Genomic DNA, 22,292 nt, shown 5'->3' on the forward strand with positions numbered 1-22,292 from the left:
GATGAGCCTGAACTACACAGTCCAACGCTCGACCCGCGCCAGCCAGATATCCATGAGCATTGCCGCCGTCGTTCTGATCGTCCTGATCGCCGCGCCCTGGTGGGCCGGACGGGCCGAGCTGCGCCTGATGGTCGAAATCTTCTACTATCTCGCGCTGGCGCAAATGTGGTCACTGCTGGCGGGCTATGGCGGCCTTGTCTCGGTCGGACAACAGGCCTTTGTTGGTCTGGGCGGCTATTTGTTGTTTGCATTGGCAGCCTTCGGCGACGTGCATCCGATCATGGCGCTGGTGCTGGCGGGTGTGCTGACCGCGCTGGTCGCGATGCCCACTGCTCTTGTCGCCTTCCGGCTGCAAGGCGCCTATTTTGCCATCGGCACATGGGTCATCGCCGAAGTGTTCCGGCTGAGCTTTGCGCAAATCTCGGCGCTTGGCGGCGGCTCGGGCATGTCGCTGCCAGCGTCCATTGTCAAATCCATCGCTGCCAGCCGCGCGGGCCGCGAACATCTGGTCTACTGGGTGGCGCTCGGCATCGCGGTCGGAGCCATCGCGCTGGTGTTCTTCCTGCTGCGGTCGCGCTGGGGACTTGCAATGACTGCCATTCGCGACAGCGAGCCCGCATCAGAAAGCCTGGGGGTCGAAACCTACCGCACCAAGTTCATCGTCTATGTCGTAGCCGCCGGAATGACTGGGCTGGTCGGCGCGCTGATCTTCCTTCAAAAGCTGCGGATCTCGCCCGACGCGGCCTTTTCCGTTCAGGACTGGACTGCACTGGTGATCTTCATCGTCGTGATCGGTGGCATCGGAACCATCGAGGGCCCGATCCTTGGCACAATCATTTTCTTCATCCTCCGAGAGATCGCGGCGGATTGGGGCAGCTGGTACCTGATCGTGCTGGGCAGCATCGCGGTGTCGGTTATGTTGTTTGCACCCAAAGGCATTTGGGGCCTGATCAGCGCGCGCTACGATATCCATCTGTTCCCTGTAGGACGCCGCCTGATTGTCAAAGAGGAGAAACCCAAATGAGTTATTTTTCTGAAGACAATTCGGAAGCCGCCGTCATCAAACGTCTGGGCGACGACGTAAACCCAAGGTTCCGCCAGATCATGGAAAGCGCGGTCAAGCATCTTCACGGCTTTGTCAAAGAGGTCGAGCCGACCATGGATGAATGGTTTCAGGCCATTCAATTCCTGACCGCCACGGGCAAGATGTGCGATGACAAGCGGCAGGAATGGATTCTCGCCTCGGACACGCTTGGCGTATCGATGCTGGTCGACGCCATCAACCACCGCCGCCCGGATGGCGCCACCGAGAATACTGTCCTCGGCCCTTTCCACGTAAGCGGCGCGCCCGAACGGGCGCTGGGGGACAATATCTGTCTAGACGGCAAGGGCGCGCTCTGCGTGGTGTCGGGAACCGTGACGGATGAAAACGGCGCGCCGATTGCTGGGGCCAAGTTGGATGTTTGGCAAACCAACAACGAAGGCTTCTACGACGTCCAACAGCCGGGCGTGCAACCGGATATGAACATGCGCGGCCTGTTCACCACCGATGAAAGCGGCCACTACCACTATACGACTGTCAAGCCCCTGCCCTATTCCATCCCGACAGATGGACCAGTGGGCGAATTGCTGGAGGCAATGGGACGGCATGCGATGCGCCCGGCCCATATCCACTACATCGTCTCGGCGCCGGGTTACGAAACACTTGTGACGCATATTTTTCCAAAGGGCGATCCCTATCTGGACAGCGACGCGGTGTTCGGGGTCAAGGAAAGCCTGATCGTCGATTTCGTGGACGAAGGCGGCAGTATCTCTGCCCGGTTTGACGTGAAGCTCAAAAAGGTCGGCTAATGCCCTATTTCGTCGTTCATGCGCTGGATGCACCGGGCAAGGCCGAGGCGCGAGCCGCGAACCGGCCTGCCCATCGCGCCCGCCTGCGCCAGCATGACCATCCAGTGACCGTCAGGATCGGCGGGCCGTTGCTGGACGACAGCGACCAGATGTGTGGCTCCATGCTTGTGATCGAGGCCGCCGCACGTGCCGATGTCGAGGCCTATCTGGCGGGCGACCCGTATATTCTGGCCGACGTCTACGATCAGATATCGATCCACGGCTTCAACTGGGGGCTTGGACAACCGGAGGAAAATCATGGCTGATGCATTAAGCAAGCCGGACCCCTGGCTTTGGCGAACACGACCGCGAGCGCCGATGCCCGGTGCCGAGCTGGGTCCGCTGGATGAGATCGCGGTCGGTTCGGCCAAGGAATATGTTTTTGGCCGCGGCACGACGGTGTTTTCGATGTTTGTCGTGCGGCAGGGCGGCGACCGCGTCTATGGCTATCTCAACCTGTGCCCGCATTACTCGCAACCGCTGAACTACCGCAAGGGCATGTTCATGAACGATGATGGCAGCCGCATCCGCTGCACCATGCATTTTGCCGAATTCCGGGTCGAGGACGGATATGGCGTCTCGGGCGCGGCTGAACGGTGCTGGCTGGACCCGGTGCCGGTTCTGGTCAAGGACGGTATCCTTCATATCGCCACGCCCGATGAATGGGAGGCAAAGTGATCAACATCGAGGATCTGCCTGCCCGTCCTGACAGGGATGTATCGATCCGCGAAGTGTTCGGGATCGACACGGACGCGACGGCCGCGGCATTCTCCGATCCCTGCGATCATGTCCCCACGATCGACCCCGGCTACCTGTTCGATCCGGCGGCTACCATGGCGATCCTTTCGGGGTTCTCCGGCAACCGGCGCGTTCTGATTCAGGGTCCTCACGGGACCGGGAAATCAAGCCATATCGAACAAGTCGCGGCCCGTCTGAACTGGCCCTGCGTGCGGATCAATCTCGACAGCCATATCAGCCGGATCGACCTTCTGGGCAAGGACGCCATCGTGCTACGCGACAACTTGCAGGTGACCGAGTTCCGCGAGGGCATGCTTCCCTGGGCCTATCAGCACCCCGTGGCGCTGGTGTTCGACGAATATGATGCCGGACGGCCCGACGTCATGTTCGTCATACAAAGGGTGTTGGAGGCCGAAGGCCGCCTGACCATTCTGGACCAGAACCGGGTCTTGCACCCGCACCCGTTCTTCCGCTTGTTCGCCACTGCCAACACCATTGGTCTGGGTGACCTGACGGGGCTGTATCACGGCACCCAACAGCTGAACCAGGCGCAGCTGGACCGCTGGACCGTGACCCAGCGGCTCGATTACCTCGACGAAGCGGATGAGATCTGCATGGTCCAAGGCAAGGCAGCGTGGATGGCTAAGGATGAGAACCTGCCACTGATGGTGCGCATGGCCGGACTGACCCGCAACGGCTTTCGCACGGGCGATGTGTCCACAGTCATGAGCCCGCGAACAGTGCTGGCCTGGGCCGAAAATATCCGCCTGTTTGGCGATATCGACTACGCTTTCCGCACAGCCTTCCTCAACCGCTGCGACGAGACAGAGCGCGGCATCTTCTGTGAATATTATCAACGTTGTTTCGGCCGGGACCTGAAAGATAGCGATCCCGCGCCCTGGGGACGCGCGACCTGAACCCGCTGTTCAGACGCGCGCCCAAAATTCGGAGAAACCCATGCCCAAACCCTGCATCATCTGCGTTGCCATCACCGGATCGCTTCCAACCAAGAAGAACAATCCGGCGGTACCGATCACCGTTGAGGAACAGATCGAAAGCACGCAAGAAGCCTTCGAGGCCGGAGCATCCATTGTGCACGCTCATGTCCGCAACGACGACGAAACGCCAACAAGCGACCCGGAAAAATTCGCGAAGCTTATGGAAGGTATCAAAAAACACTGCCCTGGCATGATCATTCAACTGTCAACTGGTGGGCGTTCGGGAGCGGAGAGAGAACGTGGTGGAATGCTGCCGCTCAAACCCGATATGGCGAGCTTGGCGGTTGGCTCCAACAATTTTCCGACCCGTGTCTATGAAAACAGCCCAGATCTGGTGGATTGGTTGGCCGTGGAAATGCGGACCTACAACGTAAAGCCCGAGATCGAGGCTTTCGACCTGTCGCACATCCATCAGGCGGTGGCCATGAACAAAGATGGCCGTATCCAGGGTTCGCTCTACGTGCAGTTCGTCATGGGTGTGAAAAACGCGATGCCCGTGGATCGGGACGTGTTCGACTATTACGTGCGCACGGTTGAGCGTCTGGCACCCGATGCGGAATGGTGCGGTGCGGGTATCGGACCACATCAACTGACCCTGAATGAATGGTGCATTGCCGCCGGAGGCCATGCCCGCACCGGGCTTGAGGACAATGTGCGGTTGGACAAGGACACGCTCGCCCCCTCCAACGCAGCCCTTGTGGCACGCACCGCAAAACTTTGTGCAAAACACGATCGCCCTGTTGCAACGTGGCAAGAAGCCAGACAACTGCTGGGCCTTGCTGGTTGAGATTGGTGTTCACGAGCACAACCGGATCTTTTGCAAACTTTGACCGTTGACGCCCGGGAATGCAGATAGTGAATGGCCGCCAGTGTATTTCAACACCGATGCGTTGATCGCCTCGTTTCCTGCCCGTTGCGGAGCGTATTGGCAAAAAAGCCCAGACGACCTCTTACATACAGGGTATCAAGTGCCAATTCTGATCTCTGCGGGCACATTCTGATAACATACCGGTCGCAAGAAACGGCGGATCGAGAGTGTACCAACACTTGTTGCCCCGAAATTGGTCGATGCTGGATAAGGGCCGCCATGCACCATACTGTCGGCGACTTCGACTCCGGTCGGAAACCCATTGAACAAAACACGTCCGGCTTTGCGTTCCAGTATCGGCATTAGCTGAGCCGCATACTCGGTGTCTTGGGAGTCCATATGCATCGTTGCAGTCAACTGACCTTCCAGCGCACGTGCGATAGAGGTGAAAGCACTGACATTTTTGGCAACGACCACTACTCCCAAGGGTCCGAAGACCTCATGCGACAAGACCGGCTTGGCTTCGAAAGCATCAGCCGAAACCCTGAAAAGATAGGCTCCCGCAGCCCGGTTCTCTGTTGTTCCAGAGACCACTGTCGTCACATCTGGAGTCGATGCAATCCGATCCCGGCCCTCACAAAACGCCTGGGCAATGCCATCTGTCAGCATGGTTTGGGGGGCCGTTTCCTGCAACGAAGCGGCGGCCTCGTCAATGAATGCCTCAGCGTCCGGTCCTTCGGGCACAAAGGTAATTCCAGGATTGGTACAGAACTGACCCGCGCCCATGGTCAAAGAGGCAGCCCAACCTTTTGCGATCTCGGTGCCGCGCGACTTAAGCGCTCCGGGCAACAGGAACATTGGGTTGACCGATCCCAACTCACCAAAAAACGGGATAGGCTCAACCCTCGCCGCGCATAGATCGAACAAGGCGCGGCCACCGCGCAACGACCCCGTAAAACCGACCGCTTTGATGAACGGGTTCTGAACCAGTGCACCTCCTACAGCGATACCACCATCTTGCACAAAGCTGAAAACGCCCGGATGCAGTTCCAGGGCCTGCCGGGCGGCGTCGATAGCCTCAGCCACGATCTCGCCCGTGCCTGGATGCGCTGGATGGCCTTTGACCACCACAGGACACCCCGCAGCCAGAGCCGCTGCGGTATCACCGCCAGCGGTGGAAAAGGCCAAAGGAAAATTCGACGCGCCGAATACAGCCACAGGACCGATCGGGCGTTGGACCATCTTCAGATCCGGGCGTGGCAACGGCTGGCGATCCGGCAAAGCAGGGTCATGACGATAGTCCAGATAGGTACCTTCGCGGATATGGTCGGCGAACAGGCGCAGCTGCCCCGTGGTGCGACCCCGCTCACCTTCCAGTCTACCAGCTGGCAAACCTGTTTCAGAGCAGCCAATTTCGGTGATTTCTGCGCCGCGCTTTTCGATCTCATCAGCGATGCGTTCCAGAAATACAGCGCGCGTCTCGCGCGTAGAATAACCGTACGACCAAAAAGCGTCTTCTGCCGCCGCGCAGGCATTCTCGACCAGCGCCGGAGTACCTGCGGAATAGGTTTTGGCATCGCCGGTTGCAGGGCTGGATTGAAAGCTGCCTTCACCTGCGATCCATTCTCCGGCAACTAGGCTGTTTCCGTTCATGTCCATTTCCTTAGATTAGTTTGCGCGCGGCAAGATTTTTCATCAATGCGCTCGTGCCGAAAACCCAAGGTGGGCATTCAGTTGAAAGGCGGACGGTGTTGGCCAATGAACCCAGCATCGGGTTCGATATTTCGACGCGATCACCCATCTTATGAGTGAAACCGCCACCTGGCGTGTCACGGTCCTGCGTCGGCGCAAAGAGCGTGCCAAGCATAAGAAAAAACCCGTCAGGGTATTGATGATGCGCCCCACGCGCCTGTCCCACAAGGTCTTCCGGGTCCCGGCTGATCTCAGCCATCGAACTGGTACCATGCAACTCAAAACCCTCTTCACCAGTTACCTGCAATGTCAGTTCAGCCTGCCTGACGTCATCAAGATCAAAGCTGTCATCGAACAGCCGCAACATTGGGCCTATCGCGCAAGAGGCATTATTGTCTTTGGCTTTGCCCAGTAACAGGGCCGAGCGCCCTTCGACATCGCGCAGGTTCACGTCATTGCCAAGGGTCGCGCCTTTGATACGGGCCTCGCTGTCGACGGCCAGGACAATTTCAGGTTCCGGATTGTTCCAGGTTGAAATCGGATGTAGTCCGATGCTGGCCCCAAAGCCAACTGCGGACATGGCCTGCGATTTGGTGAACACCTCGGCGTCCGGGCCAATCCCAACCTCAAGGTATTGCGACCACACGTCTTCCGCGATTAGCGCGACTTTCAATGCCATTGCCTTGTCTGAACCGGGAACCACCGCGCGCAGGCTATCGCCCAGAATTTCGGTACAGCGGGCACGGATTGCGTCGGCTTTGGCCGGATCGCCCTTGGCTTTCTCTTCGATCACACGTTCCAGCATCGACGACACAAAAGTCACGCCACAGGCTTTAATCGGTTGTAGGTCGGATGGTGCCAGGAAATAGGGCTTGGAGGCGTTCGGAGACTCGCTCGAATTGGCGGCGATATCGTCAATGCGGCCAACATCCGTGCCGTCAATAGCTTGAACGGTCGAAGCCGCGTCGTCCAATTCCAGCAACGCCTGCATGGTCGGCACGACCGGTGAGGTGATGTCGAGCAGACGTTCTCCCCTTCGCACCACAAGCGCAGGACCTTGCGCTTGAGGCAGCCAGATCCGGCCAACGAACGTTCCAATGTCGGGTAAGTTCAGTGTCATTTGGTGTTTCCCAGAGAAAAGAGTTTGGACAGAAGCGCATCAGCCTGATCGCAGGTGGCCCAGGTCAGAGACAAGTGGTCCGCATCGTCGATTATATGCCAATCGGCGTTTTCGGGTTGCGACATCAGCGCTCCACCCCGCAGGTATTCGGGCGTTTCTGCGCCGCCGTTGATATAGAGAACGGGCGGACGGTCCGCTTGCGGTGACAGAGTGAATTCTGACACCTCCTCCGTGGACAAGGCCAATTCCGATTGCAAAAAGGAAAGCCGCACCGGGGCCAGGTCATACACTCCGCTGATCGACAGAACGCCCAATGTCCGCTCTGCAAGCGCATCATCGGTTAGGGCGGATAAGGCAAGATGCGCCCCGGCGGAATGGCCAATCAAAACGAACCTCGCGGTGGGGAAAGCCTCGGCCAGCGTGCGCAGAGCCGATTTGACGTCTTCCACGACATCGGTCAGCCGAACCTCGGGTATCAGACGGTATTCTGTGTTGGCGACGGCCGCCCCGGTGGACAGAAATCCCGGCATCATGAAGCGATGCGTTTCCGCCTGAAGCGCCCGCCAATAGCCGCCGTGGATGATCACTGGCAACACGGACTGAGGTCCCGTGCCCTCGACCCATTCCACCCATTGCCGCGGATGGTCGCCATAGGTGGCACGCAAAAACTGCACCTGTTTGGCGACGGCCTCACTGTCCTTCGCCATGCGGTTCAACGCATCGTAAAAATCAGGAATGACCTCGGAAAACTTGAATTGACGATCCCAGAAAGCCTGCATGTTCAGATCTCTTGCTCTTTGATCTGCTCGTATGCCTGTCGCAAAACCCGGGTCTCCACGTCGCTGGTACCGCGTGCCGCACTCAGAACCAGCCCCAACAGCGCAATGCTGCTGGTCGAGCTTTCGACAGGGATCAAGGCCACAGTCGTACGACGGGCGACCGAACCTTCAAACCAACGCAAGCCGATCTCGGAAACATCGCCGATGGCAAGATCGGGGATGGTTTCGAACCCGTATGACGGTTGCACCGGAATGCCACGCGTCTCGCGACCGACCGTGTGCGGACCCATGCGCAATTCCATATCCTGCGCGACAGCCAGAAAGGACGTAAGCTGAGTGCTCTGGCGCAGTTGCAGAAGAATGGGCTGCACCGGCGGTGCCATTCGGCCAATGCCAAAACCATGCAGACCAACCCGGATAGCGGACATGCCGGACAGGTAGTGGCCCTGAGCGTCGCGACGCAGCATCCCCTCGGCTTCAAGCGTGGCGGTGTGACGGTACCCACTGCTGGCGGGCACGCCCGCTGCTCGGATCAGTCCCGCCGGAGACGCAAATGCGTCGTGCCCCGGCGCCGTTATGAGCGCTTCAAAAACGTCGACGGCGCGAGCATAGGCAGAATGGGTCATCCTGTGGCACTCCCTTTGATGGATCGTTTGTCTCGACGCAAGGCCGGGCCTTGCGAAAGGATTGCATCGTCCGGCAAATCCCAGGCGACATGCAGTTCAGCCCAGCTGTCAGCCTTGACCGAAGTCGTCTCCAAGCCCCGCGGCAAAACGATCTGCACAGGCTCTTCCACGCGTTGCGGAACCGTGTTGCCTCCCAGAATATCCAGTGCCAACCCCAGCGCCCTTGCGCCCATGCTTGCCGGATAGTCGAGTGCGGCCATCGGCACCTTGTGATGGAGGCACAGTTTGTACATCTCGTTCAGGTCCCCACCGGTATGGGCAGGAATATTGAAGCCGCCATCCAGAAACCGTCGGACCGAGCCTACGCCCTGCAAGCCGCTGTCACACCAAACCCCGTCCGGTGGTCGGCGCGCCTCGGCCAATACGTTGTCAATTGCGTCATAACCACCTGCTTCGGTCCAATCGGTGTAGCTGACATTCTCAACCCTGATGCCTGGAAATTCGGAAAATACCGCCAGCGCCGCCTGTTGTCTGCGCAAGGCCGGGCTCGCCCCATCGAGCCCGCTCAGCATCCAGACGCGGCCTTGACCGGACAACGTCTCAGCCATCCACTGGGCGCTAATGCGCCCGATCCGGCTGTCCGATGCCGTGACAAATGAAACGAGCGATGACCGGTCATTCGGTCGCCGGTCGACTGCGACAATCGGCAGGCCCTCATGGGCCAGCTCTCCTAAACGGTCGCTGAGGGCCTGATCGTTGACCGAGGTGATGGATATCAGCAGAAGATCAATGCCCTGAGCAACAAGCTCATCTATCTGTTCAAGCTGCAAGGCCGGGTCATCCTGCGCATCCAGCACGATTAGCGCTTCGATCTGAGATTGCGCAATCCGCTCTGCATAATACAGGCTTTGTAGCATTGCGCGGCGCCAGGCGTTGCTTGTTGATGCGTTTGAAAAACCGATACGAAATGGGGTTGCGCGCCGATACCGGCTGGCGTCTACGGTTCGCACCAGCGCCGGGTCCCATTCCAGATCTGGGACGTTGCCTTTTATCTCTGCCCCTGGATTTCCCAGTCGCGCCGATAGCTTCTTCCCTTCCATGGTTTCAGGCACCTCAAGTGCGGCGAATATCATCTGCCGGGCTTTTGGCCCTAGACGCAGAAATCCGTGGTCGAAACGCTCCAGCCAACCCGCTGCCACCATCGCCCTCAGCAGGCCAAAGCCGGTAGAGCGGGTAACGCCCAGATCTTCGAGGATGTCATGCGTGCGGCGCGGCGTATTGCCGGCGTCGAACCCTTTCAGGACCGCCGCAATGCGTTGCACGTTTGATTTCTCATCCTGAGACATGGGCGCCTTTCCGGATCAGCCTTGCGACCGTTTCATGTAAACGGCTGCGGCGAGGATAATCAGCGTGCCCTTGATCACCAACTGCAACTCGATGGACAGACCAAGGATCACCACGATGTTGAACAAAGATACAAGGATCAACGCGGCCAGCAAAACGCCAGGGACAGAGCCCTTGCCACCCGAGAGTGTCGCGCCGCCGATTACGGCTGCGGCGATGCTGTCCAGCTCGTATCCACGTCCGGTCCAGTTGTCGACAATGCCGACATAGCCCACCAGAAACAGTCCTGCGATGGCCGCAAGTACGCCAGAGATGACAAAGGCCATAACAACCAAAAATCGGGTCGGTGCGCCGGTCATATAGGCGGCCTCCGGGCTGTCGCCATAGAGTTTCAGGCGGCGGCCAAAGACAGTCCGTTCCAGCAGCCAGTGCATCCCGAAACCAACGATGGCCAAGGCGATCAGCGCAACGGGTATTCCAAGAATGTCGCCGCTCGCGAGCCATCGGAAGGTATCCGGCAAGGTCCCGCCCGGAGCGCCCTTGGTATAGGCAAAACGCACCCCTTGCAGCACGATCATGGTGGCCAACGTCGCAAGGAACGGAGTCACCTTTCGGTAGGCGACGAGATAGCCGTTGATCGCTCCGATAAACCCGCCCAGCAGCAGGCCGACGATGAAGATGACAGGCGTCGAGTCGATCAGTGAGGTCGACAAAACCGCGACCGTTGCCATGATCGACGCGACAGACAGGTCGAGCCCTCGGACGATAATGACGATCATCTGACCAATAACAACAAAGCCTAACGGTGCGGTCTGGATCAGAATGTCCTTCAGGTTTGCCGGTGTCAGGAACCGGGGAGACAGCATGGTGGTCACCGCCCAGATCACGGCTAGGAATCCCAATAGGATCAGCAACTCTCGGCGCTGGGTCGCGCGGACCGTATTGCGATTGGGTTTAGTGTTTGCGGGGTTGGTGGCCGTCGTGGTCATGACTTGCACTTTCCTGCAAAAAATGAAACAGCGGCGATGATGATCAGACCTTCGGCGATCCACTGGTAGTAACTGGAGATGTTCATGAAATTCAGAACATTTGCCAGAAACGCCAGTAATATCACGGCCAGCGCGGTTCCCAGAACGCCGCCTTTACCCCCGGCCAGAAGCGTACCGCCGACAATCACTGGTGTAATTGAGCGCAGATCGAACCCGACACCCGCGCGCGGATCGCCGACCCCGAACCGTCCCGTCATATACATGGCGGCCACGGCGCAGAGCAGCCCGGACAAGGCATAAATTGCCACTTTGGTCTGCTTCACCGGCAGGCCGGAGACAGCGGCGGCGTTCTCATTGTCACCAATCGCATAGATGCGGGTTCCGAAACTCGTGCGCCACAGCATGAAGCCGATCAGCAGGTACAACGCGATGACGAACATCATGCCGTAGGGCATCACGCCGAGACGGCCATAGGCGAAATCTTCGAAGAACAACGGCACCGAGCCCGATGGCTGCCGGGTGATCAACAGCGCCGCACCCGCAAGGATGGTCGAGGTACCAAGCGTAGTAATCAGGGGATGCACGCCGACATAGGCGGTAATGCCTCCGTTAATCATACCGATGAGGATGCCAAGGGCGACCACAGCAGCCACCGCCAACAACAAGGTCCCCGTTGTGTCCCCGGCTATGGCTGCGAAAACCACACAGAGGAAGCTTAGCGCCCCGGCATAGCTGAGGTCGATGCCACCAGAAAGGATCACGACGGTCTGCGCCAATGCGACAATAGCTAGGGCAACCATCTGGTCCTGTACATTGGCTATGTTGAGCGGCGTCGCGAAACGGTCTGAGGCCGATATGCCAATCACGAAGACGATGGCAATCAGTGCAACAACGACTAGATGAACGGGCTGGGCGCGTGTGGCGCGGGCGATCGTGCTCATGCCGCTACTCCGTGATGGGTTGAGGTTTCGGCAGCGGCGACGGTGATGATTGCCTCTTCGGTGATCTCATCACCGACCAGCTCTTTCGCCAGTTCTCCGTCGCGCATAACGTGCACGCGGTCACAAAGCCCAACGATCTCGATCAGTTCGGACGAGATGACCAGCAGGGCCATACCTTCATCCGCCAACTCACGCAGGGTCTTGTAGATCTCTGATTTTGCACCGACATCGACGCCCCTGGTGGGCTCGTCCAGGATCAGCAGTTTGGGCCGGTTCTCAAGCAATCGCGCGATCAGGACCTTTTGCTGGTTACCACCCGACAGCGCCGAGATCGGCAGGCCAACGTGATCCACCACCACGCCACGGCGTTCTTTCAGAACCGCGGCGCGACGCTCCTCATGCCCCGGTGGGATGGCGTTGTGGTGCACGCCGAAGCCCGGTGTCGTTGCCGCGAAGTTTCGCGCGACCGAGGAGTTCAGGAACAACCCGTCATCTTTGCGGGATTCGGTCAGCATCAGTATGCCCGCCTCGATACAGCCCGCCGGATCGCGATGTGGTATTGGCTCACCCATCAGGGTTACTTGCCCGGTGGCCGGTGCGGCCCCGAACAATGCCAGTGCCAGTTCGGTCCGGCCCGAGCCGACCAGACCGGCCAGCCCAACAATCTCACCCGCGTGGACGTCCAGATTGGCGGGCGGAAGGTGCGGAGCCACAACAAGGTTCTCCACCTCCAGCACCTTCTCGCCCGCCGTTGGGTTCGCGGCCTTGTGCGGGAAGAGGTCACCAAGCTCGCGCCCCACCATGGCAGCAATCACGCTGTCATGGGTATAGTCCGTAGTCGGCCCTCTCGAGGTAACGACCCCGTCCTTGATCACCGTGATGTCGGTGCATATCTCGAAAATCTCATCCAGCCGGTGCGAGACGTAAACCAGCCCCATCCCCCGTTCCCGCAGGTCGTTGATGATGCGGAATAGGTGCTTGGTTTCGTTCTGGCTCAGCACGGCTGTCGGTTCGTCCAGGATCAGAACCTTAGCTTCAACCCTTAGAGCTTTGGCAATCTCGACCATCTGCTTGTCGGCAACCGACAGGGTTTCAACAAGATTGTCCGGGTTCAGAGAAATCCCCAGATCATCCAGCAGAGCCTGCGCGTCACGCTTCAAAGCCTTGCGATCGATCAAACCCAATTTGGTGCGTGGTTCGGCGCCAAGATAGATGTTTTCGGCAATCGACAAGGCCCCCAGCACTGAGAACTCCTGATGCACAACTGCAATCCCGGCGGCAAGGCTCTGGCGCGGATCGGACCAACCCGCTTCCCGGCCTTTGAACTCCACATGCCCGCCCGTTGGGACATACAACCCGGTCAGCAGTTTGATCAGCGTCGATTTTCCGGCTCCATTTTCACCGCACAGCGCAACGGCATGGTGACCATGGACTTCGAACTCGATCCCCTTGAGCACCTCGTTGGGGCCAAATGACTTGCTGAGACCGCGCGCGGCCAGATATGGCTGTGCCATTGTTCTCTCCTCCCGTGGTGGCGGGGCGATGCAATACCGCCCCTGCCTGTTTTGATCCCGGTTACTTGGGATAGACCGCCGAGAAGGTGGCCGGATCGTAGTCGTCCCCAACGCCCGAGGACATGATGACTGAGCCCGGCTTGTCCATCAGCGCATAATCCGCGACGAACACGTCCGCCTGCACGGAAGGCGTCTCGTGCCCTTCAGACACAACAACCTGCTGATTTACTTCGATCCGCTTTGGGATGCCCTTTCCGTCCAGAACGTCGAACAGAACCTCAAACGCGCGCGCGCCCATGGCTGGGGGGTAGTCAATGCCGACCATCGGCACGTCGTTATTCACCGACAGCTGATACATCGCGTTGAAGTCGCCACCCGTATGCGGCGGGATAGTTCCGGCCTCATATCCGGCAGCAAGGAAGGCTTCGATCGAGCCCGAGCCTTGCAGGCCCGAGTCTGCCCAGACGCCCGAAATCTCATCACCGTATTTCTGGATCAGTGCGGACATGATGGTTTTACCGTTGGCGGGTGACCAACTGGTGTATTGCGTCTCCAACACTTCCAACTTGGGAAACTGGTTGAACACCTCCATTGCGGCCTGAATGCGTGCTTCGGCAGGGGACGCCCCGGCCAAACCGCCCAACATCACGACCTTGCCTTTACCGTCCAGCTTCTCAGCCAGCCATTGAGCCGAAATCCGACCCAGCGCCTGATCCGAGGCAGTAACAAAGCTGATGAAGTTCTCGTCCGAGGGCACCGAACGGTCGACCAGAACCACCGGAAGACCCTGCCGCTTGGCGCGGCGAATGACCGGGTCCATCGCTTCGGCTGTTGCTGGCGAGATCAGCAGAATGTCAACGCCCTGTGCGATCAGATCCTGCACATCGGCAGCCTGTTTGCTGGGGTCGTCATTTGCATCGGTGATGATGAAGCGGCTCAGCTTGTCAGCGTTGCGCTCGGCTGCAGCTTCGATCCCATGCAGCATTGCCACGCGCCATGGGTTCGAGATCGAAGCGTTCGAGAACCCGATCGTATAGGGCCCTTCTTTCTTGTACTCGGCCGCGTCATAGATTTCCAACGCGCCGGGGTTCCACAGAAAGGTGCGCGGCACCCCTTGATATCCATCCGCCATCGCCGATCCGACAAACAGCCCCAGAGTCGCGGCCGCGGCCGCGGTTTTCAGAATACGCATGCGTTTCCTCCTTAACGTATTGATTTTATTCGGCAGCGCGGATCAAGCCGCTTGCATTGATGCCGGTTCGAGGGTCTTTGAACATCACCCCGTCCTTCATGATCATCGACAAGTTGTCCTGATGCTGCACGAGGCTCACATCCTTGGTAACGTCGCCTTTGACCAGCAGCAGATCAGCCAGAAAGCCCTCTTTGACCTGACCGATCTGATCCTCCATCTGCATCAGCTGAGCACCAACCATTGTGGCACAGCGCAGCGCCTCGATGGGTGTGTAGCCGAAATAGCGCACGAAATGTTCGAGATCTCGGGCGTTCTGACCCATCGGCGTCACAGCAAAACCATAGTCTCCACCAACGGCCACGCGCAGACCGCGTTTGCGGATTTCGTGATACGTGGCGCAGGTGGCGTCGAATTTGCGGAAAAGGTTCAGGTCTTCGGCCACTTCTTTGGTGATGCCCACCGCCTCACCTTCGCGGGTCGCGTTGTGAACCAGACCAAAGGCGGGGCCGAGGATGACGCGATCCTTGGCCTCTTCCAGCATGTCCAGCGCTTCTTCGTCTGCGAAGTCACAGTGGTAGATGCAATCTACGCCGTGACGCACTGCCATTTTTACCGACTCCGACGACCGGGCATGTGCCGCAACCGTCTTCCCGTACTTCCGGGCCACTGCCATGAAGGCGGCCAGCTCATCATCTTCCAGCGGTGTGATTTCGGCGCGCGCGAATGAGACGAACTCATCCCCCGAGATATTGATCTTCATATTGTCGACATTGTCGCGAACGCATTCACGTGCCACGCGGCGCATCTCGATTGGACCGTCCGCGACCAGACCGAAGCTTTCCTGATAGATGTGGCGCTTTCTCTCGTCGCCCAAACCGGCGGTTGTTGTAATTTCGGGGCTTGAGGCGCGCATCCGGGGTCCGGCCAGCATACCGGCATTAATTGCGTCCCGCGCGGTCACACCCAGCATTGGCTTTGCGGAGGCAGCTTCAAATATCGAAGTGAACCCATGGCTTAAAAGCAGTCGCAAATTCTGAGCCGTCAACAGCATATGCTGTTCCGGGCAAAGCTGGCCGAGTTCCCAAGGTTCGCCCACTCCGGTGAAACTGGGATGGCAATGACCCTCGACCATACCTGGCATCAATGTGTGACCGGTGCCGTCTATCGTCTCGCCGACATTTTCGGCGGAACGGCTTTCCCCTCTGGTGACCGTTGTAATTTTGTTGTCCGTTACGATAACGGTGCCCGGATAACAGTCGTCCGAAACGCCATCCCAAATATTCGCACCTGTAATACTGAACTGTGACATTGTCTCCTCCCAGTGCGCATACGTTTGCCGATGCGACGTGAAAAAAGATGCATCAGTTTCCCATCAAATACCGGTGTGATTCACGGGATGTTTCTCATATTTTGTATTAGTTCACTTTATGGTGCTTGATTTGAATGCAATCGAAAGGGCGGAATAGGTTGATGCCAGATTGACTGCAGCTCGCCACCCGTTCCCGCCGTCCACTTGGATGCAGAGGCAGCAAAGAAACGTTTTGTCAGGAAAATACTCTTCAGACCGAGACAGTATCAGGTCTTCGGCGCTGGATCATGTAACCGTTGCCGCCAACGCCCTTCAACGCAACAACGGTCAAACTCAATTCAATCGCCCGAACCAATCGCCGTCAGGCCAGCCTTAGCACACTGAATGTCGTCAGGACCGGCTGCACCCGATACACCCATTGCACCGATCAACACACCGTCTTCATAGATAGGAACACCGCCATCCCAGGCGCACAATCCCCGGCGGTTCAGCAAACCCATTTTCAAGTTCGGATGCGAGGACATGCGTTCGGCAAACGCCCGCGTGGATTTTCCCAGAACGGCTGTGCGCGCTTTGTCCTGCGCGAATTCGGCCACGGCGGCGGGCGCCGTGTTCATCCGTCCGGCGGCAACCATTTGCCCACCCGGATCGACCACAATTGCGGCAACAGACCATGCGTTCAGCGCCGCATGATCCAGCGCTGCCAGAACCGCCGCATTGGCCGCCTTATGCGTGATGACTCGTTTGGTGATTGATATCGACATGTACCCCTCGTCAGCCCTGTTGAAGTTGCAGGTCAAAAATCAACTCATTGGTTCCGTGCTGAACTCTCAGATCATCCTGATTGAAAACATCAAACTGAAACTCAGTGATCCCGCGTTTTCCCGATGCCGTAATGCGTTTTGAGACGACGATTAGCTCAGCCCGAATCGTATCACCCGCGAAGACGGGCATTTTGAAGCGCCAGTTCCACCCCAGCGAGGCCAGCCCGTCAGGCCGTGCATCGGACTGGAACTTCAACCCATCGACAACAGATAGGACCAGCAGCCCATGCGCCACTCGCGCCTTGTAGCCAAGCTGTCGGGCCACATCATCATCCAGATGCAGCGGGTATTTGTCGCCGGTCAGTTCAGCAAAAGCGGCAATCAGGTCTGCCGTTATCTCGGCAGACCCGGTTTTCATCACATCCCCGACCTGCAGATCGTGATAGCCATAGGTCCCTGCAGCCAGGGGATCAGCGGTCATTCCGGAACCGGAGCATCTTCGCGCAGCAAACCCTTGGTTTTCAGGTCTGCCCAGAACTCGGTCGGGATGTCATGGCTGAACCAGTTCAGGTTTTGATCCAGCTGCTCGACCGTGCGAGTGCCCGCCATGAAAGTCGGCACCGCCGGGTGCGCGACCACGAATTGCAGCGCGGCGGCGGGCAGCGGCACGTTGTATTCGGCACAGACAGCTTCGATGTTGCGAACCTTGTCCATGATATCAGCAGGGGCCGGAGCATAGTTGTACTTGGCTCCTTCCTTTGCACCCGTAGCCAGAATGCCCGAGTTGAAGCCGCCACCGACGACCACTGCGGCGCCGCGCTCTTCACAAAGCGGCAGGAACTTGTCCAAAGCGTCCTGTTCCAGCAACGTATAGCGCCCGGCCAGCAGGAAGCAGTCGAAATCGCGCTGTTCAAGTGCGGCATGGCACACTTCCCACTCGTTCACGCCGACGCCGATAGCTTTGACAACACCCTGATCACGCAGGCTTTCCAACGCTTTCCAGGCCTCATCCATGGCCTGCTTGAATACCTCGGGTTGCTCGGCGCCGCGCGTGAAAACGTCGATGTCGTGGATAAAACAGATATCCATATGCTCCAGCGCCATGCGCTGCAGGCTGTCCTCGAATGACCGCATGATCCCATCATAGCTATAGTCGAAATGCATGGTGAAGGGCGCGGCGTTGGTCCAGGGCTCGAAATTGATGTCCTGACGGCGCGCAGGTTTCAGCACCCGGCCAACCTTGGACGACAGGATGAAATCACCGCGGTCCTTCCAGCGCAGGCTGTGCCCCGTCCGCATTTCGGACAGGCCATGCCCATACATCGGAGCGGTGTCGAAATACCGAACGCCTTTGTCCCAGGCGTGCTGGATCATCGCGTCCGACGTTGCCTCGTCGATCTCGCGAAAGATGTTGCCAATCGGCGCAGTGCCAAAACCAAAGGCGGATACGTTCAGATCCACCCGGCCAAACTTGTTCAGTGTATTCGGATTCATGCAAGCCTCCCATATGCAAACCGGATCGCCGATAATTACGCAGTCATTAAGTAACTGGTTGGTTATTTACCTCATGTGGCAAAACCGATCAACCCACTTGACGAACCGCCTCGGGCACGCGTATTAGTAACTGATTAGTTACATCTTGGGGCACAGCTATGTTTCTGACGGAAACCCATATTCAAGTCCGCGATATGACCCGACAATTCGCAGAAGATGTCATCCGCCCTGCGGCGGAAGAACTGGATCGCGACTCGCGCTTTCCCGCAGAAATCTATGATCAAATGGCCGAACTTGGCCTGTTCGGCATCGGCGTCCCCGAAGAACTGGGCGGACCCGGTTTCGACACGGTGACATATGCGCTGGTGATGGAGGAACTGTCGCGCGGCTACGCCTCGATCGCGGATCAGTGCGGCCTGCTTGAACTGGTCACAACCCTACTGGTGCGTCACGGAACGGCGGATCAGCAACAGAAATGGCTGGGCGATCTGCTGGCCGCGAAACTGCGCCCCGCGTATTGCATCACCGAACCCGAGGCGGGCACAGACGTGTCGGGTATTCGCACCACTGCCAAACGCGATGGCGATGGTTGGGTTCTGAACGGCGGCAAGATCTGGATTCACAACGCACCCGTTGCGGATCTGGGGTTTGTTCTGGCCAAAACAGACCCCGAAGCGGGACATCGCGGCATGTCCATCTTTGTAGTCGACCTGCACGCCGACGGCGTTTCGCGTGGTCCGAAAGAGCTCAAGATGGGCCAGCGCGCCAGTCAGGTTGGGCCATTGTCATTCGACGATGTACGCCTGCCCGCTTATGCGTTGCTGGGCACAGAAGGGCGAGGCTTTCACATGATGATGAGCGTACTCGACAAAGGACGGGTAGGCATCGCAGCTCTGGCCGTTGGAATAGGTCAGGCAGGCCTTGAAGCCGCCACCGATTACGCGCAGCAGCGCAAACAATTCAACAAACCCATCTCAGACTTCCAGGGGGTTCAGTGGTTGCTGGCCGACATCGCCAAGGATGTCGAAGCGGCCAGACTGCTGGTTCATTCTGCCGCCTACAAGATCGATAACGGGCAAGATGCAACCAAGGCCTGTTCAATGGCTAAGTGTTTTGCCGGAGATATGGCGGTACAGCGCTCTTCGGACGCTGTGCAGGTATTTGGCGGGTCCGGATATATCCGCGGATTCGAAGTGGAACGCCTGTATCGAGATGCGAAAATCACTCAGATTTATGAGGGCACAAACCAGATTCAACGTATGATCATAGCTCGGGAATTGCTGACAAAAGGGGCAGCAACATGAGCATCAGCGCAGCACTTGTAACCGGGTCCTCCCGGGGGATCGGCCTTGCGGCAGCCGTGGCTTTGGCGCGCGAAGGCTTTGCCATAGCCGTCAACGGTCCCCAATTGGATGATGAACTGAGCGCCGCCGTGGACAAGGTCCGCGAATTCGGCGTTCCGGTTGTCGCCGCCGCTTTTGACGTTTCGGACACTGCCATCCACGATGAGCAATTGGCGGCCATTGAGGCCGAAATCGGGCCCCTTACAACACTGGTCAACAATGCCGGCGTCGGCGTGATGCAGCGTGGGGATCTGCTGGACGTGTCCGAAGAAAGCTATGATCGCTGCATGTCCGTGAACACAAAGGCGATGTTCTTCCTGTCGCAAGCTTTTGCCAGACGCCTTTTGGCGCGGGATCGGGACGCGGCGACCTTTCATAGTATCGTCAACGTGACCTCATCGAACGCTGTGGCAGTCGCTACCCCTCGTGCAGAGTATTGCGCCTCCAAAGCGGCAGCTGCGATGATTTCCAAAACATTTGCCGTGCGGCTTGGACCAGAAAACATCGCTGTATACGACGTGCAGCCCGGCCTGATTGCCACCGACATGACAGCCCCGGTGATCGATCAATACGACCAGCGCGCTAAAGATGGGCTGACCCTATTCCCCCGCCTGGGCCAGCCTGATGAGATGGGTACAATCATCGCTTCTCTGGCCAGCGGCAAACTTCCCTATACAACCGGACAGGCAATCTCGGCAGATGCCGGAATGCTTGTTCCCCGTTTCTGAGGTCACCCGATGAAGATCAAGCTTCCCGACACCACAGGCAAATTGCATGATTACACATTGGTCGGAACACCCGTTGCTCCCTCGAAGCTGACACCCAATTCTGCCCGCGTATTGTATTCTGCCGCGCATGTGGTGGTCGATCCGTTTGGAGACCACGACCCGACCGGCCACGCCCATGTCGACTGGGGCAAGACGATGGAGTTTCGTCACTATCTAGCAGGCATGGGCATGGGCATCGCCGAGGCGATGGATACCGCTCAGCGCGGCATGGGGCTGGACTGGGAGGGCGCATTAGAACTGATCCGGCGCACCAGGGAAGAACTGCCGGATGCGCTGGTCGCCAATGGCTGTGGCACCGATCATCTTGATCCTGCCGATGCACGCACTCTGGACGATGTGCGCCGCGCTTATCTGGATCAGGTCGAAGCCATCCAGAAGGTGGGTGGTCGCCTGATCCTGATGGCCTCGCGCGCGCTGGCGAAAGTGGCCAGAGGCCCCGAAGATTACATCGCCGTATACCGCGATGTTCTGGCCGCCTGTGATCAACCCGTGATCCTGCACTGGCTGGGCGAGATGTTTGACCCGCAATTGGCTGGCTATTGGGGATCAGACAGCTTCGAGGCCGCGCTGGAAACAGCCCTTGCGATCATCGAGGAAAACGCCGCCAAAGTGGATGGCATCAAGGTATCTCTGCTGGAAGCGGAAAAAGAGGTTGTCATGCGCCGTCGTCTGCCCGACGGCGTGAAAATGTATACGGGCGATGATTTCAACTATCCGGAATTGATCCAAGGCGACGATCAGGGCTATTCTCACGCGCTGCTTGGCATCTTTGACCCACTGGCCCCGGCGGCAGCCTATGCCGTCAGCAAGCTGAGCGAGGGTGACGCCAAAACATTCCGCGCCACGCTTGATCCCACCGTGCCGCTGGCGCGCCATATCTTCCGTGCACCAACGCAATATTACAAAACCGGCGTGGTGTTTCTAGCCTGGCTGAACGGCTTTCAGGACCATTTCATCATGCTGAACGGCGCGCAAGCAACGCGGTCCCTGCCCTATTTCACCGACTGCTTCAAAATGGCGGATGAATGTGGCTTGCTGCGTAATCCGGATCTGGCGGTTGAGCGGATGGGTAATTTGCTGAAACTTTACGGGGTCTGAGCGGATGCGCGATTTCTCGCAGGACCATTCCGCGCTGGCCCTGAATACGGCGACCCTTGGTCACAACCTTGAAGGCCATGGCGCTGGATGGTCCCCCGAGCGTGTCATCTATGCCTGCGCCGAGCGGGGATATGGCGGCATCACTTTCTGGCGGCGCGAGCTGGACGGGCGCGAGGCCGAGATCGGGCAGCGCGTTCACGATGCGGAAATGCAGATTGTAGGTCTGTGCCGAACACCTTTTCTGACCGGCCCTCTGGCTTTACCCACCGATCAGGAGATCATGGATGATTTCCACCTGTCCATTGATCAGGCTGCGGCCTTGGGGACCTCGGTGCTGACCATCGTCACTGGTGGCCCGGAACCGGGCACTAAAGGCGTTCTGGAAAGCCAGAAAATCCTGACCGACCGCGTTGCCCGCGCAGCCCCTTATGCGGCGGAGCGCGGGATCCATCTGGCACTGGAGCCGCTCAACCCGGCAACTGCAGGCAACCGCACCTGCCTGATGACCGCCGCCGATGCGCTGAATGTCTGCGACGCGGTGGGGGCCGACAATGTAGGCGTGGCGATCGATGTCTACCATGTCTGGTGGGACACGACGCTTGCCGAAACACTGGCGACCCGCGCGCAGGGCCGCATACTGGGATATCATCTGTGTGACTGGCTGGCCGATACGACGGACGTGTTGCTGGACCGGGGCATGATGGGTGACGGGGTTGCGGATTTGCGTTCCTTGCGCACCGCGGTCGAAGCTGCCGGGTATGCTGGACTGTGCGAGGTCGAGATTTTCTCGGCCCAAAACTGGTGGAAGCGCGACCCGAACGACGTTCTGGACACGATAGTTGACCGCTTTCGAAACTGTTGCTGA

23 protein-coding genes are annotated in these 22,292 nt (G+C 58.5%); 10 read left to right on the forward strand and 13 right to left on the reverse strand.

Annotated features, from left to right (window positions below):
* Position 1 precedes the first annotated feature (1 nt).
* Genes AC2TEL_RS20805 through AC2TEL_RS20830 form a run of 6 tightly spaced genes read left to right on the forward strand, consistent with a single transcriptional unit; the run spans position 2 to position 4,413 of the window.
* Positions 2 to 1,024, forward strand: a complete 1,023-nt coding sequence (locus AC2TEL_RS20805; RefSeq protein ID WP_480862924.1) for a branched-chain amino acid ABC transporter permease — start codon at positions 2 to 4, stop codon at positions 1,022 to 1,024.
* Positions 1,021 to 1,851: an intradiol ring-cleavage dioxygenase gene (locus tag AC2TEL_RS20810; protein WP_480906731.1), complete on the forward strand. Its 831-nt coding sequence runs from the start codon at positions 1,021 to 1,023 to the stop codon at positions 1,849 to 1,851. The genes AC2TEL_RS20805 and AC2TEL_RS20810 overlap by 4 nt, the downstream gene beginning before the upstream one ends.
* A complete protein-coding gene (locus tag AC2TEL_RS20815; RefSeq protein ID WP_480844430.1) occupies positions 1,851 to 2,156 on the forward strand; it encodes a YciI family protein in 306 nt (101 codons plus the stop codon). Before AC2TEL_RS20810 ends, AC2TEL_RS20815 begins: the two co-directional genes overlap by 1 nt.
* Positions 2,149 to 2,568 (forward strand): Rieske (2Fe-2S) protein, encoded by a 420-nt coding sequence (locus AC2TEL_RS20820; RefSeq protein ID WP_480844432.1) that lies wholly within the window; start codon positions 2,149 to 2,151, stop codon positions 2,566 to 2,568. Before AC2TEL_RS20815 ends, AC2TEL_RS20820 begins: the two co-directional genes overlap by 8 nt.
* The gene (locus tag AC2TEL_RS20825; protein ID WP_480844433.1) at positions 2,553 to 3,545 is read left to right on the forward strand and encodes an AAA family ATPase; all 993 of its coding nucleotides are present in this window, start codon (positions 2,553 to 2,555) and stop codon (positions 3,543 to 3,545) included. Before AC2TEL_RS20820 ends, AC2TEL_RS20825 begins: the two co-directional genes overlap by 16 nt.
* A 40-nt stretch (positions 3,546 to 3,585) precedes the next feature.
* A complete protein-coding gene (locus AC2TEL_RS20830) occupies positions 3,586 to 4,413 on the forward strand; it encodes a 3-oxoadipate:acetyl-CoA acetyltransferase (protein WP_480844434.1) in 828 nt (275 codons plus the stop codon).
* A 177-nt stretch (positions 4,414 to 4,590) separates the two neighbouring features.
* Here AC2TEL_RS20830 and AC2TEL_RS20835 read toward each other — a convergent pair whose 3' ends face one another.
* The 13 genes from AC2TEL_RS20835 to AC2TEL_RS20895 all read right to left on the reverse strand — a co-directional run bounded on the left by AC2TEL_RS20835 (position 4,591) and on the right by AC2TEL_RS20895 (position 18,198).
* Positions 4,591 to 6,093, reverse strand: a complete 1,503-nt coding sequence (locus tag AC2TEL_RS20835) for an aldehyde dehydrogenase (NADP(+)) (RefSeq protein ID WP_480906733.1) — start codon at positions 6,091 to 6,093, stop codon at positions 4,591 to 4,593.
* Between the two features lie 4 nt (positions 6,094 to 6,097).
* Complete coding sequence (locus AC2TEL_RS20840; RefSeq protein WP_480844436.1) at positions 6,098 to 7,246, reverse strand: fumarylacetoacetate hydrolase family protein; 1,149 nt, start codon at positions 7,244 to 7,246, stop codon at positions 6,098 to 6,100.
* Complete coding sequence (locus AC2TEL_RS20845) at positions 7,243 to 8,025, reverse strand: alpha/beta hydrolase (RefSeq protein ID WP_480906736.1); 783 nt, start codon at positions 8,023 to 8,025, stop codon at positions 7,243 to 7,245. The genes AC2TEL_RS20840 and AC2TEL_RS20845 overlap by 4 nt, the downstream gene beginning before the upstream one ends.
* Positions 8,026 to 8,027: 2 nt before the next feature.
* Positions 8,028 to 8,651: a helix-turn-helix domain-containing protein gene (locus AC2TEL_RS20850; protein ID WP_480844438.1), complete on the reverse strand. Its 624-nt coding sequence runs from the start codon at positions 8,649 to 8,651 to the stop codon at positions 8,028 to 8,030.
* On the reverse strand, positions 8,648 to 9,997 hold the full coding sequence (locus AC2TEL_RS20855) for a substrate-binding domain-containing protein (RefSeq protein WP_480906739.1): 1,350 nt from the start codon (positions 9,995 to 9,997) through the stop codon (positions 8,648 to 8,650). The genes AC2TEL_RS20850 and AC2TEL_RS20855 overlap by 4 nt, the downstream gene beginning before the upstream one ends.
* 15 nt (positions 9,998 to 10,012) lie before the next feature.
* Positions 10,013 to 10,984 carry an ABC transporter permease gene (locus tag AC2TEL_RS20860; RefSeq protein ID WP_480844440.1) on the reverse strand — a complete coding sequence of 324 codons (972 nt, stop codon included), beginning with the start codon at positions 10,982 to 10,984 and terminating at the stop codon, positions 10,013 to 10,015.
* Positions 10,981 to 11,925: an ABC transporter permease gene (locus AC2TEL_RS20865; protein ID WP_480844441.1), complete on the reverse strand. Its 945-nt coding sequence runs from the start codon at positions 11,923 to 11,925 to the stop codon at positions 10,981 to 10,983. Before AC2TEL_RS20865 ends, AC2TEL_RS20860 begins: the two co-directional genes overlap by 4 nt.
* The gene (locus AC2TEL_RS20870; protein ID WP_480844442.1) at positions 11,922 to 13,439 is read right to left on the reverse strand and encodes a sugar ABC transporter ATP-binding protein; all 1,518 of its coding nucleotides are present in this window, start codon (positions 13,437 to 13,439) and stop codon (positions 11,922 to 11,924) included. Before AC2TEL_RS20870 ends, AC2TEL_RS20865 begins: the two co-directional genes overlap by 4 nt.
* Positions 13,440 to 13,500: 61 nt before the next feature.
* Positions 13,501 to 14,631, reverse strand: coding sequence for a substrate-binding domain-containing protein (locus AC2TEL_RS20875; RefSeq protein ID WP_480844443.1), 1,131 nt, complete (start codon positions 14,629 to 14,631; stop codon positions 13,501 to 13,503).
* A 25-nt stretch (positions 14,632 to 14,656) separates the two neighbouring features.
* Positions 14,657 to 15,940: a metal-dependent hydrolase family protein gene (locus tag AC2TEL_RS20880; protein WP_480844444.1), complete on the reverse strand. Its 1,284-nt coding sequence runs from the start codon at positions 15,938 to 15,940 to the stop codon at positions 14,657 to 14,659.
* A 338-nt stretch (positions 15,941 to 16,278) separates the two neighbouring features.
* Positions 16,279 to 16,704 (reverse strand): GlcG/HbpS family heme-binding protein, encoded by a 426-nt coding sequence (locus AC2TEL_RS20885; protein WP_480844445.1) that lies wholly within the window; start codon positions 16,702 to 16,704, stop codon positions 16,279 to 16,281.
* A gap of 10 nt (positions 16,705 to 16,714) precedes the next feature.
* Positions 16,715 to 17,185, reverse strand: a complete 471-nt coding sequence (locus tag AC2TEL_RS20890; RefSeq protein WP_480906742.1) for a MaoC family dehydratase — start codon at positions 17,183 to 17,185, stop codon at positions 16,715 to 16,717.
* A complete protein-coding gene (locus AC2TEL_RS20895) occupies positions 17,182 to 18,198 on the reverse strand; it encodes an aldo/keto reductase (RefSeq protein ID WP_480844447.1) in 1,017 nt (338 codons plus the stop codon). Before AC2TEL_RS20895 ends, AC2TEL_RS20890 begins: the two co-directional genes overlap by 4 nt.
* 158 nt (positions 18,199 to 18,356) lie before the next feature.
* On the opposite strand from AC2TEL_RS20895, the gene AC2TEL_RS20900 reads away from it, so the two are divergent.
* The 4 genes from AC2TEL_RS20900 to AC2TEL_RS20915 are packed head-to-tail and all read left to right on the forward strand — an operon-like array spanning position 18,357 to position 22,292.
* Positions 18,357 to 19,502 (forward strand): acyl-CoA dehydrogenase family protein, encoded by a 1,146-nt coding sequence (locus AC2TEL_RS20900; RefSeq protein ID WP_480844448.1) that lies wholly within the window; start codon positions 18,357 to 18,359, stop codon positions 19,500 to 19,502.
* Positions 19,499 to 20,269 carry a 3-ketoacyl-ACP reductase gene (locus AC2TEL_RS20905; RefSeq protein ID WP_480844449.1) on the forward strand — a complete coding sequence of 257 codons (771 nt, stop codon included), beginning with the start codon at positions 19,499 to 19,501 and terminating at the stop codon, positions 20,267 to 20,269. Before AC2TEL_RS20900 ends, AC2TEL_RS20905 begins: the two co-directional genes overlap by 4 nt.
* 9 nt (positions 20,270 to 20,278) lie before the next feature.
* Entirely contained in the window at positions 20,279 to 21,427 is a 1,149-nt protein-coding gene (locus AC2TEL_RS20910) for a dihydrodipicolinate synthase family protein (protein ID WP_480844450.1), read from the forward strand.
* A gap of 4 nt (positions 21,428 to 21,431) precedes the next feature.
* Positions 21,432 to 22,292: a sugar phosphate isomerase/epimerase family protein gene (locus AC2TEL_RS20915; RefSeq protein ID WP_480844451.1), complete on the forward strand. Its 861-nt coding sequence runs from the start codon at positions 21,432 to 21,434 to the stop codon at positions 22,290 to 22,292.

The sequence above is a fragment of the Ruegeria sp. HKCCD9138 genome (genome assembly GCF_057220975.1).

Coding starts and splice junctions, on each gene's coding strand:
- AC2TEL_RS20880 (WP_480844444.1), bottom strand. CDS start 15,940: ATGTCACAGTTCAGTATTACAGGTGCGAATATTTGGGATGGCGTTTCG.
- AC2TEL_RS20905 (WP_480844449.1), top strand. CDS start 19,499: ATGAGCATCAGCGCAGCACTTGTAACCGGGTCCTCCCGGGGGATCGGC.
- AC2TEL_RS20840 (WP_480844436.1), bottom strand. CDS start 7,246: ATGACACTGAACTTACCCGACATTGGAACGTTCGTTGGCCGGATCTGG.
- AC2TEL_RS20870 (WP_480844442.1), bottom strand. CDS start 13,439: ATGGCACAGCCATATCTGGCCGCGCGCGGTCTCAGCAAGTCATTTGGC.
- AC2TEL_RS20875 (WP_480844443.1), bottom strand. CDS start 14,631: ATGCGTATTCTGAAAACCGCGGCCGCGGCCGCGACTCTGGGGCTGTTT.
- AC2TEL_RS20915 (WP_480844451.1), top strand. CDS start 21,432: ATGCGCGATTTCTCGCAGGACCATTCCGCGCTGGCCCTGAATACGGCG.
- AC2TEL_RS20865 (WP_480844441.1), bottom strand. CDS start 11,925: ATGAGCACGATCGCCCGCGCCACACGCGCCCAGCCCGTTCATCTAGTC.
- AC2TEL_RS20900 (WP_480844448.1), top strand. CDS start 18,357: ATGTTTCTGACGGAAACCCATATTCAAGTCCGCGATATGACCCGACAA.
- AC2TEL_RS20860 (WP_480844440.1), bottom strand. CDS start 10,984: ATGACCACGACGGCCACCAACCCCGCAAACACTAAACCCAATCGCAAT.
- AC2TEL_RS20820 (WP_480844432.1), top strand. CDS start 2,149: ATGGCTGATGCATTAAGCAAGCCGGACCCCTGGCTTTGGCGAACACGA.
- AC2TEL_RS20810 (WP_480906731.1), top strand. CDS start 1,021: ATGAGTTATTTTTCTGAAGACAATTCGGAAGCCGCCGTCATCAAACGT.
- AC2TEL_RS20815 (WP_480844430.1), top strand. CDS start 1,851: ATGCCCTATTTCGTCGTTCATGCGCTGGATGCACCGGGCAAGGCCGAG.
- AC2TEL_RS20805 (WP_480862924.1), top strand. CDS start 2: ATGAGCCTGAACTACACAGTCCAACGCTCGACCCGCGCCAGCCAGATA.
- AC2TEL_RS20835 (WP_480906733.1), bottom strand. CDS start 6,093: ATGGACATGAACGGAAACAGCCTAGTTGCCGGAGAATGGATCGCAGGT.
- AC2TEL_RS20830 (WP_480844434.1), top strand. CDS start 3,586: ATGCCCAAACCCTGCATCATCTGCGTTGCCATCACCGGATCGCTTCCA.
- AC2TEL_RS20855 (WP_480906739.1), bottom strand. CDS start 9,997: ATGTCTCAGGATGAGAAATCAAACGTGCAACGCATTGCGGCGGTCCTG.
- AC2TEL_RS20910 (WP_480844450.1), top strand. CDS start 20,279: ATGAAGATCAAGCTTCCCGACACCACAGGCAAATTGCATGATTACACA.
- AC2TEL_RS20890 (WP_480906742.1), bottom strand. CDS start 17,185: ATGACCGCTGATCCCCTGGCTGCAGGGACCTATGGCTATCACGATCTG.
- AC2TEL_RS20850 (WP_480844438.1), bottom strand. CDS start 8,651: ATGACCCATTCTGCCTATGCTCGCGCCGTCGACGTTTTTGAAGCGCTC.
- AC2TEL_RS20885 (WP_480844445.1), bottom strand. CDS start 16,704: ATGTCGATATCAATCACCAAACGAGTCATCACGCATAAGGCGGCCAAT.
- AC2TEL_RS20845 (WP_480906736.1), bottom strand. CDS start 8,025: ATGCAGGCTTTCTGGGATCGTCAATTCAAGTTTTCCGAGGTCATTCCT.
- AC2TEL_RS20825 (WP_480844433.1), top strand. CDS start 2,553: ATGGGAGGCAAAGTGATCAACATCGAGGATCTGCCTGCCCGTCCTGAC.
- AC2TEL_RS20895 (WP_480844447.1), bottom strand. CDS start 18,198: ATGAATCCGAATACACTGAACAAGTTTGGCCGGGTGGATCTGAACGTA.